The sequence below is a fragment of the Caballeronia catudaia genome (assembly GCF_001544755.2).
Classification (GTDB): Bacteria; Pseudomonadota; Gammaproteobacteria; order Burkholderiales; family Burkholderiaceae; genus Caballeronia; species Caballeronia catudaia.
The window spans coordinates 24192-40019 of sequence record NZ_FCOF02000016.1 but is presented as its reverse complement, the minus strand read 5'-3'; the positions used below and the strand labels follow the sequence as shown (position 1 = coordinate 40019).

The following is a 15828-nucleotide window of genomic DNA, read 5'->3' as shown; positions in this document are numbered from 1 at the left end:
CTATGACACGCAAGACGATTATCAGTTGTGCACTCACTGGAAGCGACGATACACCGCGGCTGAATCCCGCAGTGCCGGTTACGCCCGAGCAAATCGCGAATGAGGCGATGGCTGCATGCGAAGCCGGCGCGAGCATCGCGCACATTCACGTTCGGGACCCGAAGACTGGCGCGCCAAGCGCCGAGTTGTCGCTTTACAGGGAAGTCGTTTCGCGTATCCGCGATAGCGGGTGCCCGATTCTGATCAATCTGACGACCGGCCCCGGTGCACGTTTCGTCCCCAGCGACGAAGATCCGAACCGCGGAAGTGAGCTCAGTACGATGATGACGCCCGAGGCGCGCGTGCGGCATGTGCTCGATTTGCGTCCCGACATCTGCACGCTCGACGTCGCGACCATGAACTTCGGCAGGCGCGCATTCGTGAACGTGCCGGACCATCTGATCAAGATGGCGACCTTGATCGAGGAAGCAGGCGTGAAGCCGGAAATCGAGGTATTCGATCTGGGGCATGTGCGTCTGGCGCGCCACCTGATTGAAACGCAGGGCATTCTGCAGGCGCCATTGTTCCAGTTATGCCTCGGCGTGCCGTGGGGCGCCTCCGCTGATACCGAAAGCCTTCTTCAGATGAAACGATATCTGCCCGTGAACGCCCGCTGGTCGGCTTTCGGCATCTCGCGCGCCCAATTTCCGATGGTGGCGCAGAGCGTGATTCTCGGCGGTCATGTGCGCGTCGGACTCGAGGACAATCTTTATCTTGCAAAAGGGGAACTGGCGCCAGGTAACGCAGCGTTAGTCCGACGTGCGGTCAGTATCATCAAGAGCATCGGCGCCGACGTGGCAACGCCGGACGAGGCTCGTAGCCTGCTCGGGCTTTCTCTTCACCGATCCGTGTCTTGATGGTTTCAAGTAAGGACTCCTTTGAAAGCAGGGCTATGAGGGGCGGGACCGACACCCGCAGAATATTGAAGTGCGGAAGAAGTCGTTTTGAACGGTAGCCTGTCCTTGGGTTACCTTTACCGCCGCCTCGCTCATGTCTGATTCGACTTTCTTGCAAGAGACGTCGACGTTACGACATGAAGCGTGCGGCATCTATTGATGCATGGAGACAAAAATGCCTTTGTGGAATATATACCATCCCGTCGGTGCCTACACCGCAGAAGACAAGCTGGAGATGGCGAATCGAATCGCCGACATTTACATCATCCCCCGCTTCTATGTCGGCGTGCTGTTTCACGAACAGCCGAAAGACTCCTTCTTCATGGGAGGTGTGTCGCGGGATGATTTTGTCAGAATCCGATTGGATCAATTCGCCAGACACATCGCCAAGGACCCTGTGTGGACGGAGTCGTGGTTGCGCAAGGCGAACGCTGCAATCGCGCCATTTGTCCAGGAGCGGGGCTATCACTACGAGCTGCACGTCGGTGAAACGCCGCGAGAACTGTGGCTGATCGACGGCATTCGACCACCGCGGCCCGATACGGAAGCTGAGAAGAAATGGAAGCTCGAAAACCGCGCGTCGCCCTATGAGCCGAGCGAAGGTTGATGGCTCATGGATGGTTGAACTAGCCCGATGTCGAACGCAACCGACTGCGGTGAAAGCCGCGCTTTCACCGCAGTCTGACCATGCGGGAGTCCGCTGCCTGCGCACCACGTCGCGCCCCTCGGACCAGGATTTACACAGTGACTCAAGCGAAGGAGAAAGCACATGAAGGCCCTGATCATTGAGCGCAACGGCGAGCCGTCGGAGGTAGTCCACTGGCGGGATTCGCCCGAGCCCACGCCCGGGCCAGATGAAGTTCGCGTGAGAATGCTGTTGGCGCCGGTGCACCCGTCCGTCTTGCACGTCCGAGGCGCGCGCGCTGACGAGCGTGATCAGCAACGCCTGCGCAGTGCTCTTCGTTTCGACGTGGGAGGGCGCGTGCGATCGTGCGCGTCCCGCACACATGCTCACGGCGGCCGAGCTAGGCCGCCCGGACGTTGCAAATGACCCCGCGACAGACACACCGGTGTGACGGGAAGGCTGGCTGAGACACGCCTTCTCATGGCTTCCGTCTTAATGCGCCGATACGGAATCGAGCCCGGTCGATCTCACTTCGGCTTGTACATCGGGCGAAGCGAGATAGTCGAGCAGCGCCTTCGCTTCCTTCGGTTCAGAAGCAAATTTCTCATGGCCTGAGTCGTGTCGGATTGCGGGTGATAGACGCTTGGGCAACGAGATTTAATGCACCGGAGTCAGCGCGGCTGCGCGCCGGCGATAGAGTGCGAACGTCGCCAAAAGCGCACACACTGCGGCGAAACTCATCCAGTAGCCCGGTGCGGCCTTGTCACCAGTCATATGAATGAGCGCCGTCGAGATTGCTGGCGTGAAGCCGCCGAACACCGCCGTGGCAAGACTATAGGCGAGCGAGAAGCCCGCGACGCGTACCTGAACCGGCATGACTTCCGTGAGCGCGACCACCATTGCGCCGTTATAAATGCCGTACATGAACGAGAGCCAAAGCAGGACAAGCAGCATGTTGAGGAAGCTCGGCGCGTGAGCGAGCACCGACAGCGCGGGGTATGCCGTCGCGATGGCGAGCAGTGTCATGCCGACCAGGAGCGGCCTGCGGCCGATCTTGTCTGAGAGCGCGCCACCAATTGGGAGCCACACGAAGTTCGATACAGCAACGCACAGGGTCACGAGCAAACTATCCGCGGTGCTCAGGTGCAGGACCGTCTTGCCGAAAGTCGGCGCATAGACCGTGATGAGATAGAAGCTGGAGGTGGTCATTGCCACCAGCATCATGCCCGCGATCACAACGCCCCAGTTCTTAATCAGCGTGCGGAACACTTCGTTCATGCTCGGCCGATGCTGACGCGCGCGCGCCTTGAACTCCTGCGTCTCCTCGAGGTTGCGACGCAGCATGAAGATGAACGGCACGATCATGCAGCCGACGAAGAAGGGGACTCGCCATCCCCATGCCGCTATAGCCGCGGCGTTCAGCGACTGGTTCAACGCGAAGCCGAGAGCCGCAGCCACGACAATCGCCACCTGCTGGCTCGCGGACTGCCAACTCGTGAAGAAGCCCTTGCGGCCGGGCGTGGCCATCTCGGCGAGATAAACCGACACGCCACCCAACTCAGCGCCCGCCGAGAATCCCTGCAGCAGCCGACCTACCAGTACGAGCGCAGGCGCCAGAAGACCGATCGTCGCGTACCCTGGTACGAACGCGATCAGGATCGTGCCGCTCGCCATGATGGAAAGCGTGACGATGAGGCCTTTGCGACGGCCGACGTCGTCGATGTAGGCGCCAAGCACGATCGCGCCCAGCGGGCGCATCAAGAAGCCGGCGCCGAAGACCGCGAATGTCATCATCAGCGAAGCAAACTCGCTCGATGCCGGAAAGAAGACGCCGGCGATTTGCGTCGCGTAGAAGCCGAACAGAAAAAAGTCGAACTGCTCCAGAAAATTTCCGGCCGTTACGCGGAAAACCGCAGCAGCCTTTGATTGTCCCGGCGAAAGTGTAGAGGGCGAGGGGTGCATCAACTGTCTCCTGAAATCCCGAAACATGCGGTGGGTCCGCTTTTGTCTTTCGGCAATACTGGCCTTGGACCAATAAAACGATAAGTGCAATGTTCTCAACGATTGATGTTTCCTGATTATCAATCGACACTGCCGTCGGCTCCGCAGGGCGCTGCTTATGCACGAGTGCCCGGCGGAGCCTTTAAGCTCTGGCGGTCAGGCCACGAAACGACATTGTGAAGCGGGCGTGCGCGTGTCCATGTTGCGGCCGCGGTTGAGATGATCGTCAATTTCGGCGGCGCACCCGAGCATGCGCGGATACAGAAAGATCGTGAAAGCCGCGTTTTCGAGGTCGGCCTCGCTGAATTCCCCGCGTTGGAGCGGCTGCCACAGCATCTTCAACAGCAGCGCGGCGATCACGGCATCGACATTGACGCAGTAGACGGTACGCGACACGCCCGCGTCGAACAATGCCTGCACCAACGCCCGATAGTAGGCATGAAACGCGTTGTACTCGTCGCGCGCCTCATACAGCCCCGCAATATACACCTCGCGCGGATCGTGATTCACAGGCTTGTCCTTGAACACCGGGTGATTCACGCCCGGCAGCTTCGCGATGTCGAGGCTGCCCATCTGCTTCTGCCGCGCCTTGTATTGCGCGTAGCGTTCAACGGAACGCTGCGCGAGCGCTTCGAGATCGACGCCGTGATGCGGGTCGGTTGGATCGCTGAGGCCGCTGTCACGAAACGCGTCGTTGAGAAACGCGATACCTTCATATCCATTGCCGCCGTGCGTGTAACCCGAGTGGGTGAGAAATCCAATCAGCGCCTTGTTCAACTGCACGCGCTCCGGACCTTCGGGGCCATCGGCGGATACCGCGCCCTTCGCGCCCTGCGCCGAGATCGCGCCGGGTCCGTTCGTGAGCAGCAGCCCGGTCAGCGTGCTGAAGGCGAACAGGTCGTCGCTCGACGGTTTCAGGCCGAGCAGCGCCGCAAATGCGATCTCTGTCAGCGAGCGTTCGCCAAGCAATGCCTCGGTGGAAAAATCGCAGAAGCTGTCGGGATGGTGGCGCGACGCGTCCGCCGAGGCGCCGATCAGCGTGCCGAACAGCGTCATCCACCAGGGCAGGCTCTGCGCCGTCAGACGCGAGATCCGCTTGCGCATGAGCGGGCCCCAGGCCAGTGTCGTCGTGATCGCCGCGAGCACGGCGTCCGCGCGCGGATGGCCCGGGCCGCTCGCAAGCCATCGAAGGAATGCCGAACTCACGCCGCGTGCGGCCAGCCCCGCGAGCATGGCTTGCGCCTTCGGGTCGGGTTCGTCGGAGAAGAGCGCCGCGCTGCCTTCGGTGTCGATCGCGTCGATGCCGAAATCCGGATCGAACGCGTCCACGAGTTTTGCTGCGGCGAACCGGTCGATCATCAGCCTGGCCGCCTCGCGTGCCGCACGCTGGCGATTCGGCCCCACGATCGCAGCGGCGGCGGCGAGCACCGCGTTGGGCGCATTGCCCGCTTCACGCGCCGCTTGCGCCGCTGCCAGTTCAGGCGTGCCGTACAGGTTCACCGCCGCGCCGACCGCGACGTCGATCAGTTTCTCGTCGTTTGCGCCGCCGAACTCGTGCAATAGTGCGAGGCACACGTTGGCTTCGAAGGAGTGCGTCGCCGCTTCGAGCATCGATACGCCGTGCAGGCTGCTGACCTGTGTCTTCGCATCCATCTGCGAGGCGCCCGACGCGTCTTTCAACGGCTGCCGCGGCGGGATCGCGCCGATCTGGTCATTCACCCGCGCAACTTGCTCGTCGTACGGTGCTACCGCTTTCACGACTGCAAGCGCGAGCTCGGCGGGCAGATCGAGCCTCTGATCCGAGCCGAACCACGGCTTGAGCGCGAGGCTGCCTTCGGGCTCGAAATCAGGCATTGTTGCGTTTGCGCGCATTACAGCCGTGAGCGCGGCAGGAATATGGGCGATGTTCGTCACGACGGCGCCCTTCGCCGAGCAGCACGGATCGTCTGGCGTGAAGAGCCGTTCGACGCCGAATTTCTCCTTGAACCAGCGTTCCTTCGCGAGCGCATCGTCGGAGCCGCCCGCCATCGCGCCCGCATGTCCCACTGCGCGCGTGAGACGGCTTTTCCAGCGGCCAACCACGCACGCGACCACGGGCTTGGTGAATTCCGCGTCTGCCTCGTAATATCCGCCGGGCTCGCAGTAGAGCACGGCGGCCTTGCTGCGCGCGTCGTTGGCAAGCGCGAAGGCGAATTCCGGTGCGGCATAGTGGATATAGACATCCTTGCCACTCGAAATGACTGTCGACGTACCCCAGCCGCTCATGCGCAGATATTGCGCGATCGTGGTGCTGAAGCCGCCGGAGTTCGAGAAGATGGCGATCGATCCCTGGCGCAGCGTCGCGCCGGGATCGTCACCGCCGAGCGCACCGCCGATGCGCACGCGCTGCCAGGAGTCGGCGACGCCCAGCCCGTTGGCACCGAAGATGTCGATGCCGGCCTGCTGACCCATCGCGCGGATCTCCCGCGCATCGTGCACGGCGATCTTCTCCGTGATGATGAAGATCTTGCGCAGATCCGGATTCACGCGGATCAGCTCGGCCACGCCGTCGCGCGCGGCGGAAGGCGGCAAGTACACGACGCCGCAGTTGAACCGGTGGCCGGCTTCCAGACCCTCTCGCACGTTGTTGAAGACCGGGATGTCGCCCGCGGCCGTGGCCAGCACTTGCCCGCCTTTGCCGGGCGCGGTGCCGAACACGACGTTCCCGCCCGAGAAAGCGTGACTCACCGGCGTCACGTCCGACGACTCACCGCCGAGAATGTTGAGCACGCAGACGCGATCTTCGCGCGTGGCGATATCTGCCAGCGACTGAATCCCGACGAAGTATTTGAAATGACTGTTGCCTTGCTTGTGCATGTTCGATCTCCTCAAGCCGATGCCGTCTGCGAATGAGCTTCGCGCGCGCCGATGCGCGCCGCGACTTGCGCGCGTCCACCCGATTGCATCCATGTATCGGCGCGGCGCGCGTACTGGATCACTTCGCTGATGTCGGAGTCGAAGCCGAACAAGCGATAGGGCAGGCCGAGCGCATCGCAGGTGTCGCGCAGTGCAGACATACCTCGCACGAGGTTCGGGCCGCCGCGCCCGAGCACGACATAGAGCGGTGTCGGTCCGTGCTCGCTGAAGTGCTCGCGCAGCGCATCGGCCATCGCGCGCAGTGTTTCGTAGATGTCGGTGTTGTTCGACTTACCGCCGATGATGAACAGCACGTTCGATTGCTTCAGCCAGTGTCTGAAGCAGATGCGCGCCACTTCCTTCATCTTTTCGTATGGAGGATTGCCGCCAAAGTCCGACGAGATGATGGCCGCATCGCCGAGCATTTCCGTGACGAGTGAGTTCGCGCCGCCGCCGAAGGTGGGCGCAAGGATGGTTCCCTTGTCGTTGATAACATAGACATCGCTTTGGCCTTGGTGCGTGCGCAGCTGATTGATCTCCTGCTCGAAGTCCGAGTAGTCGGCGGCGAACAGATGGGCCGGGAGACCGAGCCGCGAGAAGCGCGGATCGTCGCGGTCGAATCCGCACTTGAAGTCGCACGCTACGGGCGTGAGGCGTCCCTTTTTGTCCTCGCGCATGCGGATCGGGTTGAGTTCGAGCGTCGTCATGCCGAAGTCGTGGAATAGCTCCCAGAGCTTCGGCAACTGCTGCACGAGTGGCGAGATGATTTCACGCGGGGCGCCGATTTCGCTCAGCGCATTGGCGACGACGAACGCCTTCAATCCCGTCAGCGCATCGAATGGCACCATTGCGACGTGCTTCGGGTCGACCTCCTCGATATCCATGCCGCCCATGTGCGACAGTGTCATCGTCGGCGCGCGAAAGCGCGTGGAATCGGTGATGGAAAAGTAGACTTCGTGCTTGGCGGGCACACCCGCTTCGAATGTCACGCCGTTCGCCTTGGCCCTGACATGACCTACCACGTGCTCGGCAAAGAACAAGCGCTCTTTTTCCGCGAGCGCGGTCTTGAGGTCCGTCGCGCGGCCGAGCAGGCCGGCTTTGCCTTTCTTGCCCACGCCGCCCTTGAACACCGGCTTGATGAATATCTGACCGTGTCGGTCAATGAGCGACTTGATCTCTTCTTCGCTGGCGCCTGGACCCAGCACTTCGCTGGACGGAAAGCCAACGAATTGCAACAGGCGCGCGCCGTGCAACATTCCGGTGATTTGCATGTGAAGTGTCTCCTAAATTTCATGGCAATGACGAATGAAGCAGGTATCCGGTATTCATTCCGCTCGCTGCTGCAGACGCGAGATGCACCGCTGCCGTGGACACGCTCGAAAGCGGCGGCAGGTTTCAAGTAGCGAGGTGGATCATGCGAGACGCGCGTCGGCGACCGGTGGCGGCGCCCGTGATCGGGCTCGCCGTGGGATGCGGCGAAACGCGGTTCAGCGGTTCGCGCCTGTCGCCGATGCGTTCTTGGTCGTGCGTTTATGAACGTCTTGAGCATGAATATTTGCTCAGGACGGCTCAAACGAGAAGTGCGATTTTCGGAAGCATTGATGTTCAAACGTTATCAATGCCGTAACGGCGGGCAGCCCAGTGCGACCGTGTCCTTAACGCAGCGGACGTTCAAGGCGACAGCGAAGCGACGGCTCGAATCGGAGGACGTTAGCGGTACGCCCGTAGAGGCGTTACTCCCCGACCCTGCGTGGGGCCGTTCGCAGCAGTTCATGCAGCTCGCGCTTGTAGAAGCGAGCCAGTGCGTTCGTCCCGTGGCCGCACGTATCCTCGCTGGCAGGGATCAGAAGCAGCCGGCCGTTGCGCACAAGCTGCATCGCGCGCTCCATCAAGCCGGTCTCCGGCGGATAGCGCTCATCGTCGGCGGCATTGATGGCGAGGACCGCAGCCTTCACGTTCCGCAAACCGGGTGCAGGGTTATAACCGCGTGAGGCGCTCCACTGGTATATGAAGTCGTTGGCATCCAATGTGAACGGCTGCGCCAACTTGTCGTCGACGTACTTGTCGGCCAGTTCGATCGTCGGCGCCGCCTTTTGGCAGGCGAGGGTGCCACCGTTGGTAGCCAGCGCAAAAAAGACGTTGGAAAGGCGCAGCGATCTGGGTTGGCTGGTGTAATCGCCGCCCCGGTACTCTGGATCGTTTCGGACCATCTCAATGAGCATGCGGCGCAGCATCCAGTTGCGGCCGGACATCTCAGTCGGTTGCGACGCCATTGGCACGAGCGCGTCCATGAAATCCGGATAGCGCACCCCCCAGATCCATGCGTGCATGCCGCCCATCGAGTTGCCGATCAACAGGCGCAGGTGCCGGATGTTCAGGTGCTCAGTGAGAAGCCGGTGCTGCGCGAGCACCATGTCGTCATAGTTATAAGCCGGGAATCGCGTGCGCAGTCCGTCGGACGGCTTGGACGATCCACCGGCTCCTAGCGCGTCCGGAAGGATGATGAAATACTTGTTGGCATCTAGCGGTTGCCCGGGGCCGAATAACTCGTCAGCGAAATCAGGTATCAGCATGCTGGCGCCCGTGCCCGTCGTGCCGTGCAAGACCAAAACAGGCTCACCGGACGGGTCGCCGATGGTTCGGTAGTGCAGCCGCACCTCCGACATCACTTCGCCGGTGCTGAAACGGAAATCTCGCGCGACCCAGTCCGCTTCCTGTGGTGCAGGATAGGCGGCCGCATTGCAATGTCTTGTTTGCAGCATCAGCGTGCGGTCTGACAGATACGTCACTTGGTCATCGGCTCAAGAGTTTGAAGCGCACCCCCTTGGCGAGCTGATGCGTAGGCCGCGTCCATGACTTGCATCATGAGCTCCGCGTCACGCAATGACGCGATTGGCTTTGCGCCAGTACGGCATTCCGTGAGCACTTGCTTCACGAACAACGGGTAGTAAATGTCGGTCTCGAGCTGGAGGCGGCGGCTTCGCGTGCCGGCAGAAAGGTTGTTCCTTTCACGAATCTCGATTCGGTCGGGGGCGGACTTCGCGTATATACGATCGGATGCAAGAGTGAACGAGAATTCGCGCTGCTCGTCGGGGGTGCTGGGGAAGCTATATCCCGTTTCCACCAGGCCGATCACGCCGTCGTCGGTTTGCATGGTCAGCAGCGAATAGTCCTCAACGGCCCCTCGATGCGTTCTTGAATTCATTGTGGCAGAGACTCGGGCGATCTCTTTGCCAGTGAGCAATCTGAACAGGTCGATGAAGTGAGTCGCCACGTTGATTGTCGATCCTCCTCCGGAGTACACGGGATCGAGCGCCCAGCCGGCGCCGGCCGCTTCGTACCGACTCGGCGGACCCACAATGAAACGGAAGGACATGTAGTTGAAGTCCGACGGTATGCGCCCTTCGGCATCTTCTAGCGAACTGAGCAACTCGCTCATTCGGAAGATCAATGGCACTGCGCAATAAAGGTTGGCTTCTTCTGTCAGTTTGCGAAGCCGGGTGACCTGTGACATGTTGACGCCGCACGGTTTTTCCAGTGCAAAGGGAATGTTGCGGGCGATCACCGCCTCGGCGAGCGCCGGCATCTCGGAATGCCGCCCGAACACGAATGCGAAATCGACTTCCTCGCGCTCGAGCAATTCATAGGCCGACGAGTACAGCTTGCTTCCGAATCGTGCGGCGATTGCCTCGCCCTCGACATGCTCCGCATCCGACACGGCAACCACCTCAATTCCAGGCGCTTCCAGCGCATCCAGATAGAGCGGGACATGCCAATGGCTGACCTCCAGCAAAGCAACTCTCATGCATATTCTCCTTTGAAATTACCAGGTCATCGCGGGCCGTGGTCCTGCGCTGATCGTCCATCGGGGAGGTAATCGAATCCTAAGAACTTTAGTGCGTAGACAGCCTGCCCTTGATGCATCGGTCCCCCGTCCTGGGTACGACACCCGCGCGCTTGCGCGGCACGTCGAAGCGGCGTCGGCTCGGACGCATTGATGATGTCGACGACGATGGCGCCAGGCGCGAGCCGCTCAGGATCGATCGGCATGGCATCGTCGACTTTCATGCCGAGCGGCGTGGCATTGATGACGACGTCGAAGCCTCGCGGGTCGGGCGGCCCCGAACGTGCGTCGCAGCTGGTCTCAGCAGCAACAGATGTGGCAAGGTCGCCAGCCCGAAGCTCGTTGGCATCGGATATGGTGAGCTTGCTAGCGCCTGCGGACGCGACAGCAAATGCGATGGCGCTCCCTGCGCCTCCGGCGCCGACGAGAAGCACCGACTTATTCGCCGGATGGTTGCCTTCCCACTGCATCCCGAGAACGCAACCGACGCCATCGAATATCGCGCCGACCCAGCGTCCATCTGCCTCGCAACGGATGACGTTGAGCGCGCCGACCTGACGAGCAGTCGGATGTAGTTCGTCGACAAATTCCAGCATCCGTTGCTTATGAGGCATGGTGACGAGCATGCCGGAGAGATTGCCCATCGCTCGTGCACCGGTGACAAAGGCGGACAGGTTTTCCGCCTTCACCCAGAACGGCACGCACGCTGCGTCCACGCGCTGTTCAGCAAAGAGCTGGTTCAACAATTGTGGCGACTTAGCTGCCGTCAGTGGATCGCCCACTAACCCATAGAGTCGCGTTTTTCCAGTGATATATGGATCCATTGCTGCGTGGTGTTCGATGTTGGATGATGGCGCAGTCCTACCTTGACTGCTCGGAAAGGTGATCGGTCATTTCCAGGGTGCCGGCGGTACGTCCAGATCCCAAGTCCCGTAGACAGCGGGCTCGTTGATCTCGATGACTTCGAGATCGTCGGAGCGCCACATCACGTTATGCGGCACACCGGCGGGCTGCGACAGGCCGTCACCAGCGTTTAGCCTCACGTCGCCCTCAACTCCGGCGAAACGGAAGGTCACGGATCCGCGCAGCACATACAGGTAGTGCCCGGTCATGTCGTGCCAGTGCCAGCCAGTAGGATCGGTGAACGGCTTGAGCGCACGAATGTGCTTTGCCCCGATGCGACCGTTGGTTACCGTGGCGAGTCCGAGGTCGCGGTACTCAGAATCGGCGCGCAGGCCCTCCTGATTCCAGGGCGCTTCGGCCGCACTGATTCGCGCAAACGCGCTTAGAGATTGCGCAAGCTCGCGCGGGCCGTCGTAACGGGGGGTGTCTTCGTTGTGCATGTCCATTTCCTTTGTGCGGCGTCAATCTATTCGCAAGCGCCGCGGTCAAATCGTTTATCTCCTGCTCAAGCCAAGTTCCACCGACACATTGGTAGCAACCAGCGGAGCCGGCCCAAACAGTTACGAGCGCGCCTGATTTGCGAGGTCCCGCGCATCGACTGGATCGATTCGTCCGGCCATCGCTTCGCCGCGCATGCGCTCGTACTCGGCTTTGGGTACGGGCACCGCATCGCGGTCGCCAAGATCGTCAAGGCGGATCCGATACGTCTCACGCGTAGTGAATGCAGCGAACGCGGCGACGAGACAGATGCCGAACGTTAGAAAGCCAATCTTCAGCGGAATGTTGGCGGTGCCGGGGGGCGCGACGGCGACAAAGAGTGTGGGCGTCAGTGCCGCAAGCGTTGTCCCAACGTTTTGTCCGATGGCCATCCCCGTCACGCGCACGCGCGTGCGGAATAGTTCTGGGAAAAGGCTCGGAAACACCCCGTTGAAGCCTTGGTAAGCGATGCCCCACATCAGCACCGAAAGAATTATCGTGAGCCAGAGGTTATGGATGCTGATGGCGTACAGATAGCCGAACGAGAGCAGCCCGGCGCTGAGCACGCCGGCAAGAACTGGCGGCCTGCGGCCGATCTTGTCAGACAGATTACCGACGAAGGGAATCAGTATGACCGAGCAGATGTTTCCAAGAACGGGAATCCAAAGAAAGACGCCAACGGGAAAGCCGATACCGTATGCCGGCTGGACTGCATACGCGGCGCCGAACACCGTAGCAAGAAGCGCGATGACCGCAACGAGCGCCATGCACACGACGCGCAAGACATCGTCCCAACTTTGTCCGAGAACCTCGACAACCGGTGAGGAAGGCACCTCGCCGTGAGCCTGCTCCTCGCGAAAAGCGGGAGTTTCGTCAACCTGGCGGCGAATGATGTACCCCATGATGATGACGACAAAGCTGAGGAGGAACGGAATGCGCCATCCCCAGGAAGCGAACTGATCTTTCGGTAAGAAATGCGCCAACGGCAAGAAGACCGCTGCCGCCAGGAGTTGCCCGGCTTGCACCCCTTGCAGGGTAAAGCTCGCGAAGTAGCCACGCCGGCCGAACGGTGCATGCTCAAGAATCATGGAACTGGCGCCGGAGACCTCTCCCGCAACGGCAAAGCCCTGAATGAGTCGGAGGACGACGAGCAGCAACGGAGCCCAGATGCCGACCTGGTGATACGTCGGCAACAGTCCCACGCCCATCGTGGAGACACCCATTAAAAACATGCAGAAAATGAGCACTGTCTTCCGACCGTGCCGGTCGCCGACGTGGCCGAGCACCATCGCGCCTATCGGTCGGGCGACATAGCCGACGCCGAAGGTCGCCAGTGATGCGATGATGGCAACCGTAGGGTTACCAGAGGGGAAGAAGAGCTGCGGAAAAAGCAATGACGCTGCGGTCGCGTAAATGAAGAAGTCGTAGTACTCAAGTGCTGAGCCGATCCAGCCGCTGGCCGCAGCTATCTTCGACTGGCGCTGGCGATGGGACTCAACCGAGGTGCTTCCATTCATGACTTGTCTCCGTCTTGGATTGACTTTTCGGCGCTCATTCTTTATTGTTGTAACACCGTTCCAGTAAGAATCATGTTACCGACATTATGAGAGTTGTCAAGGGAGCAGTTGACCGTTCGCTTCAGGCGATTGAGTTGCTCGCACGGGAGGCGCGCTGGATGCGTATGTCCGATATCGCCACTGAACTCGAGCTGGAGAAAGGACCCGCCCATCGAGTGCTTGCACAACTGTGCGAGCAGGGCTGGGCCGAACAAGATGAACAGACGTCCCAGTACCGTTTGACCTTGAAGCTTTCTTTGCTCGGTCAGCGGTACCTGCATGGTCTAGGGCTACCAGGCTTGGTGCAGCCGATCCTCGACGAAGTCGCAGCGCAGTGCCACGAGCTAGTTCGGCTGACGGTGATCAATGAAGGGACACTCGCGTGGCTCGCAGCGTCCCAGGGCGCGGCGCCCGGTCTCATGTATTCGCCGTCCATGCATAGTCCCATCGCATTGCATGCGACATCAGTCGGGAAGGCGTGGTTGGCGGCAATGTCAAACGACGAAGCCATCGGGCACGCATTGCGTGGAGGACTCGGCAAGCCAAACGGCGCGGGGACATCGAAGGCGATCAATAGCGTCGACCGATTGATACCGGAACTCGAACTGACGAGGCAGCGCGGCTATGGTCTGGTCGTCGAGGAGGCGGAGCCCGGTGTGGTCGCGATGGCCGTGACCGTGCGCTCGCTGACTGATGGGGCGGTAGTCGGAACGATGAGCATTGCCGGGCCGGTCTTACGCATACCGCCGCAGCGCTACGACGCCTTTTACGCGCTACTGCGCGAGGCATCCGCGAAGTTGGGAGCCGTCTGGCCGCGACAGAGCGTCGATGGGCAAGTCAACGCGGCGGCCTGAGATGCCGAATCCAGTTGATGCTTCTCAGCGAGTGGCCTTGTGGCATGAAAAGGCAGCAAGCATCCTCGTTGCAGCGCGTTGTCAAAACACGCAGGTTGAGCGCCTGCCCGTCGAACTGCGGCCTTCAACGGTTGACGAGGGCTTCGCAATTCAGCGAAAGGTGAGTGATGCCCTTGGGCGCGAAACCGGCGCTTGGAAATGCGCGCTGCCGACGGCGGGTAAGGTCATCGCCGCGCCGATCTACGCCGATCTGATATACCGCAGCGTTGAGTGCAGCATCAGCGCCCGCTCGGCGCAGTCTACCGTGAAGGCAGAGCCCGAACTCGCCTGTTTTATAAAGCGCGACTTGCCGCCTCGAAGGTACGCATACAGCGAAGCCGAGGTGCTCGATGCTTTAGGTGACGTGCACCTCGCGCTCGAGTTGCTCGGCAGTCGTTACTCGCAACCGGCGTCCCTAACGTTTCCAGAATTGCTGGCGGATGGTTTGTTCAACGCCGGGCTTGTCATCGGGCCGCGCGTGGAGTTTCCTGATGGCGCGACGCCGGACCATCTTCCAGCCGAATTCACCATCAGTCTGACTACCGCCGGTGAAGCTCCGGTTCGTCTTGAAGGCCGGCACCCGGATGGCAATGTCCTCTTGCCCATTGTGTGGCTAGCCAATTTCCTGCGCGAGCGGGGTCTGGGACTGCAAGCCGGTCGAGCAGTGATAACGGGCTCTTACGGGGGCGTGCTCGAGTTGCCGCTCGGCCGGCCGTTGGACATTGGATTTGGTGATCTTGGCATCTTGCCGATTCGTTTTCTCTTCTCTGAATAGGAGTCCTTAAATGCGTCTTGTCCGTTTTGGCAATCCTGGCAAAGAGCGTCCCGGTGTCCTTGACTCGAGCGGAGCAATCCGCGACCTCAGCGGCGTCGTCGGGGATATCGATGGAACGACTGTTTCACCGGCCGCCCTGGCAAACCTGCGCCGACTCGACTTCAACAGCCTTCCTGTCGTGGAGGCGAACACCCGGCTTGGCGCTTGTGTTGGAAACGTCCGCAACCTTGTCTGCATCGGTCTGAATTATTCCGATCATGCCGCCGAAACCGATACGCCGATCCCGCGTGAACCCGTCGTGTTCAACAAACATACGGGCTCGATCAGCGGCCCGAACGATCCGGTTATCTTGCCGACAGACGCGCAAAAACTGGATTGGGAGGTGGAACTAGGCGTCGTGATCGGCACACCCGCCTGGCAGATCGACGAAGCAAGCGCGCTGGATCATGTAGCGGGTTACTGCCTCGCCAATGACGTTTCTGAACGCGCATATCAGCTCGAACGTGAAGGCCAGTGGACCAAGGGCAAGAGCGGCTTATCCTTTGCGCCGCTCGGCCCATGGCTCGTGACGCGTGATGAAATCCCCGACCCGCAAGTACTCGACCTGTGGCTCGACGTCAACGGCACACGTCGCCAGACTGGCAACACACGCACGATGATCTTCAACGTCGCGCATATTGTGTCGTATCTCAGCCGTTTCATGCCACTCATGGCTGGCGACGTCATCATCACCGGCACTCCACCCGGCGTGGGCCTCGGTCAAAAGCCGCCTGTCTTTCTGAAAGCGGGCGATACGATGAGCTTGGGCGGTAGCGGACTCGGCGAGCAAACACAGAAGATTGTGCAGTATTCGGAATCACTTGGCGCGGCGTGGAGCCGTGGCGAGTATCCGTCGGCACGATAAGACAACTCCCCTGCAAAAGG

13 protein-coding genes and 2 pseudogenes are annotated in these 15828 nt (G+C 60.8%); 6 read left to right on the top strand and 9 right to left on the bottom strand.

The genetic code is table 11. From position 1 onward, the window contains the following. Positions 1–2 precede the first annotated feature (2 nt). From AWB75_RS18475 to AWB75_RS38570, 3 genes and pseudogenes are all read left to right on the top strand, one after another. Positions 3–896, top strand: coding sequence for a BKACE family enzyme (locus AWB75_RS18475; protein WP_061125531.1), 894 nt, complete (start codon positions 3–5; stop codon positions 894–896). A gap of 214 nt (positions 897–1110) precedes the next feature. After that, complete coding sequence (locus AWB75_RS18470) at positions 1111–1542, top strand: tautomerase family protein (protein ID WP_061125630.1); 432 nt, start codon at positions 1111–1113, stop codon at positions 1540–1542. Positions 1543–1843: 301 nt separating this feature from the next. Beyond that, a pseudogene (locus AWB75_RS38570) lies at positions 1844–2011 on the top strand (dicarboxylate/amino acid:cation symporter); the annotation flags it as partial. Positions 2012–2052: 41 nt separating this feature from the next. On the opposite strand, the pseudogene AWB75_RS38565 reads toward AWB75_RS38570, so the two are convergent. The 9 genes and pseudogenes from AWB75_RS38565 to AWB75_RS18430 form a co-directional block, all read right to left on the bottom strand. Further along, positions 2053–2157, bottom strand: a pseudogene (locus AWB75_RS38565) (ABC transporter substrate-binding protein); the annotation flags it as partial. Positions 2158–2217: 60 nt separating this feature from the next. Then, positions 2218–3522 carry an MFS transporter gene (gene tcuC, locus AWB75_RS18465; RefSeq protein ID WP_061125530.1) on the bottom strand — a complete coding sequence of 435 codons (1305 nt, stop codon included), beginning with the start codon at positions 3520–3522 and terminating at the stop codon, positions 2218–2220. A 195-nt stretch (positions 3523–3717) separates the two neighbouring features. Further along, the gene (locus tag AWB75_RS18460) at positions 3718–6417 is read right to left on the bottom strand and encodes a CoA-binding protein (RefSeq protein WP_061125529.1); all 2700 of its coding nucleotides are present in this window, start codon (positions 6415–6417) and stop codon (positions 3718–3720) included. A gap of 11 nt (positions 6418–6428) precedes the next feature. Then, positions 6429–7727, bottom strand: coding sequence for an ATP-grasp domain-containing protein (locus AWB75_RS18455; protein WP_061125528.1), 1299 nt, complete (start codon positions 7725–7727; stop codon positions 6429–6431). Between the two features lie 462 nt (positions 7728–8189). Next, entirely contained in the window at positions 8190–9218 is a 1029-nt protein-coding gene (locus AWB75_RS18450) for an alpha/beta fold hydrolase (protein WP_061125629.1), read from the bottom strand. 23 nt (positions 9219–9241) lie between these two features. After that, positions 9242–10261, bottom strand: coding sequence for a Gfo/Idh/MocA family protein (locus AWB75_RS18445; RefSeq protein ID WP_061125527.1), 1020 nt, complete (start codon positions 10259–10261; stop codon positions 9242–9244). Positions 10262–10287: 26 nt separating this feature from the next. Beyond that, positions 10288–11124, bottom strand: coding sequence for a shikimate dehydrogenase family protein (locus AWB75_RS18440; RefSeq protein ID WP_061125526.1), 837 nt, complete (start codon positions 11122–11124; stop codon positions 10288–10290). A 66-nt stretch (positions 11125–11190) separates the two neighbouring features. Beyond that, entirely contained in the window at positions 11191–11643 is a 453-nt protein-coding gene (locus AWB75_RS18435) for a cupin domain-containing protein (RefSeq protein ID WP_061125628.1), read from the bottom strand. A 120-nt stretch (positions 11644–11763) separates the two neighbouring features. Further along, positions 11764–13197 carry an MFS transporter gene (locus AWB75_RS18430; RefSeq protein ID WP_061125525.1) on the bottom strand — a complete coding sequence of 478 codons (1434 nt, stop codon included), beginning with the start codon at positions 13195–13197 and terminating at the stop codon, positions 11764–11766. 86 nt (positions 13198–13283) lie between these two features. On the opposite strand from AWB75_RS18430, the gene AWB75_RS18425 reads away from it, so the two are divergent. From AWB75_RS18425 to AWB75_RS18415, 3 genes are read left to right on the top strand one after another with little or no spacing between them, the layout of a single operon-like run. Next, positions 13284–14090: an IclR family transcriptional regulator gene (locus tag AWB75_RS18425; protein WP_061125524.1), complete on the top strand. Its 807-nt coding sequence runs from the start codon at positions 13284–13286 to the stop codon at positions 14088–14090. Next, positions 14065–14904: a 2-keto-4-pentenoate hydratase gene (locus AWB75_RS18420; protein WP_327219305.1), complete on the top strand. Its 840-nt coding sequence runs from the start codon at positions 14065–14067 to the stop codon at positions 14902–14904. The genes AWB75_RS18425 and AWB75_RS18420 overlap by 26 nt, the downstream gene beginning before the upstream one ends. Positions 14905–14914: 10 nt before the next feature. Further along, the gene (locus AWB75_RS18415) at positions 14915–15808 is read left to right on the top strand and encodes a fumarylacetoacetate hydrolase family protein (RefSeq protein WP_061125522.1); all 894 of its coding nucleotides are present in this window, start codon (positions 14915–14917) and stop codon (positions 15806–15808) included. Positions 15809–15828 lie beyond the last annotated feature (20 nt).

Coding starts and splice junctions, on each gene's coding strand:
- AWB75_RS18475 (WP_061125531.1), top strand. CDS start 3: ATGACACGCAAGACGATTATCAGTTGTGCACTCACTGGAAGCGACGAT.
- AWB75_RS18470 (WP_061125630.1), top strand. CDS start 1,111: ATGCCTTTGTGGAATATATACCATCCCGTCGGTGCCTACACCGCAGAA.
- tcuC (WP_061125530.1), bottom strand. CDS start 3,522: ATGCACCCCTCGCCCTCTACACTTTCGCCGGGACAATCAAAGGCTGCT.
- AWB75_RS18460 (WP_061125529.1), bottom strand. CDS start 6,417: ATGCACAAGCAAGGCAACAGTCATTTCAAATACTTCGTCGGGATTCAG.
- AWB75_RS18455 (WP_061125528.1), bottom strand. CDS start 7,727: ATGCAAATCACCGGAATGTTGCACGGCGCGCGCCTGTTGCAATTCGTT.
- AWB75_RS18450 (WP_061125629.1), bottom strand. CDS start 9,218: ATGCTGCAAACAAGACATTGCAATGCGGCCGCCTATCCTGCACCACAG.
- AWB75_RS18445 (WP_061125527.1), bottom strand. CDS start 10,261: ATGAGAGTTGCTTTGCTGGAGGTCAGCCATTGGCATGTCCCGCTCTAT.
- AWB75_RS18440 (WP_061125526.1), bottom strand. CDS start 11,124: ATGGATCCATATATCACTGGAAAAACGCGACTCTATGGGTTAGTGGGC.
- AWB75_RS18435 (WP_061125628.1), bottom strand. CDS start 11,643: ATGCACAACGAAGACACCCCCCGTTACGACGGCCCGCGCGAGCTTGCG.
- AWB75_RS18430 (WP_061125525.1), bottom strand. CDS start 13,197: ATGAATGGAAGCACCTCGGTTGAGTCCCATCGCCAGCGCCAGTCGAAG.
- AWB75_RS18425 (WP_061125524.1), top strand. CDS start 13,284: ATGAGAGTTGTCAAGGGAGCAGTTGACCGTTCGCTTCAGGCGATTGAG.
- AWB75_RS18420 (WP_327219305.1), top strand. CDS start 14,065: ATGGGCAAGTCAACGCGGCGGCCTGAGATGCCGAATCCAGTTGATGCT.
- AWB75_RS18415 (WP_061125522.1), top strand. CDS start 14,915: ATGCGTCTTGTCCGTTTTGGCAATCCTGGCAAAGAGCGTCCCGGTGTC.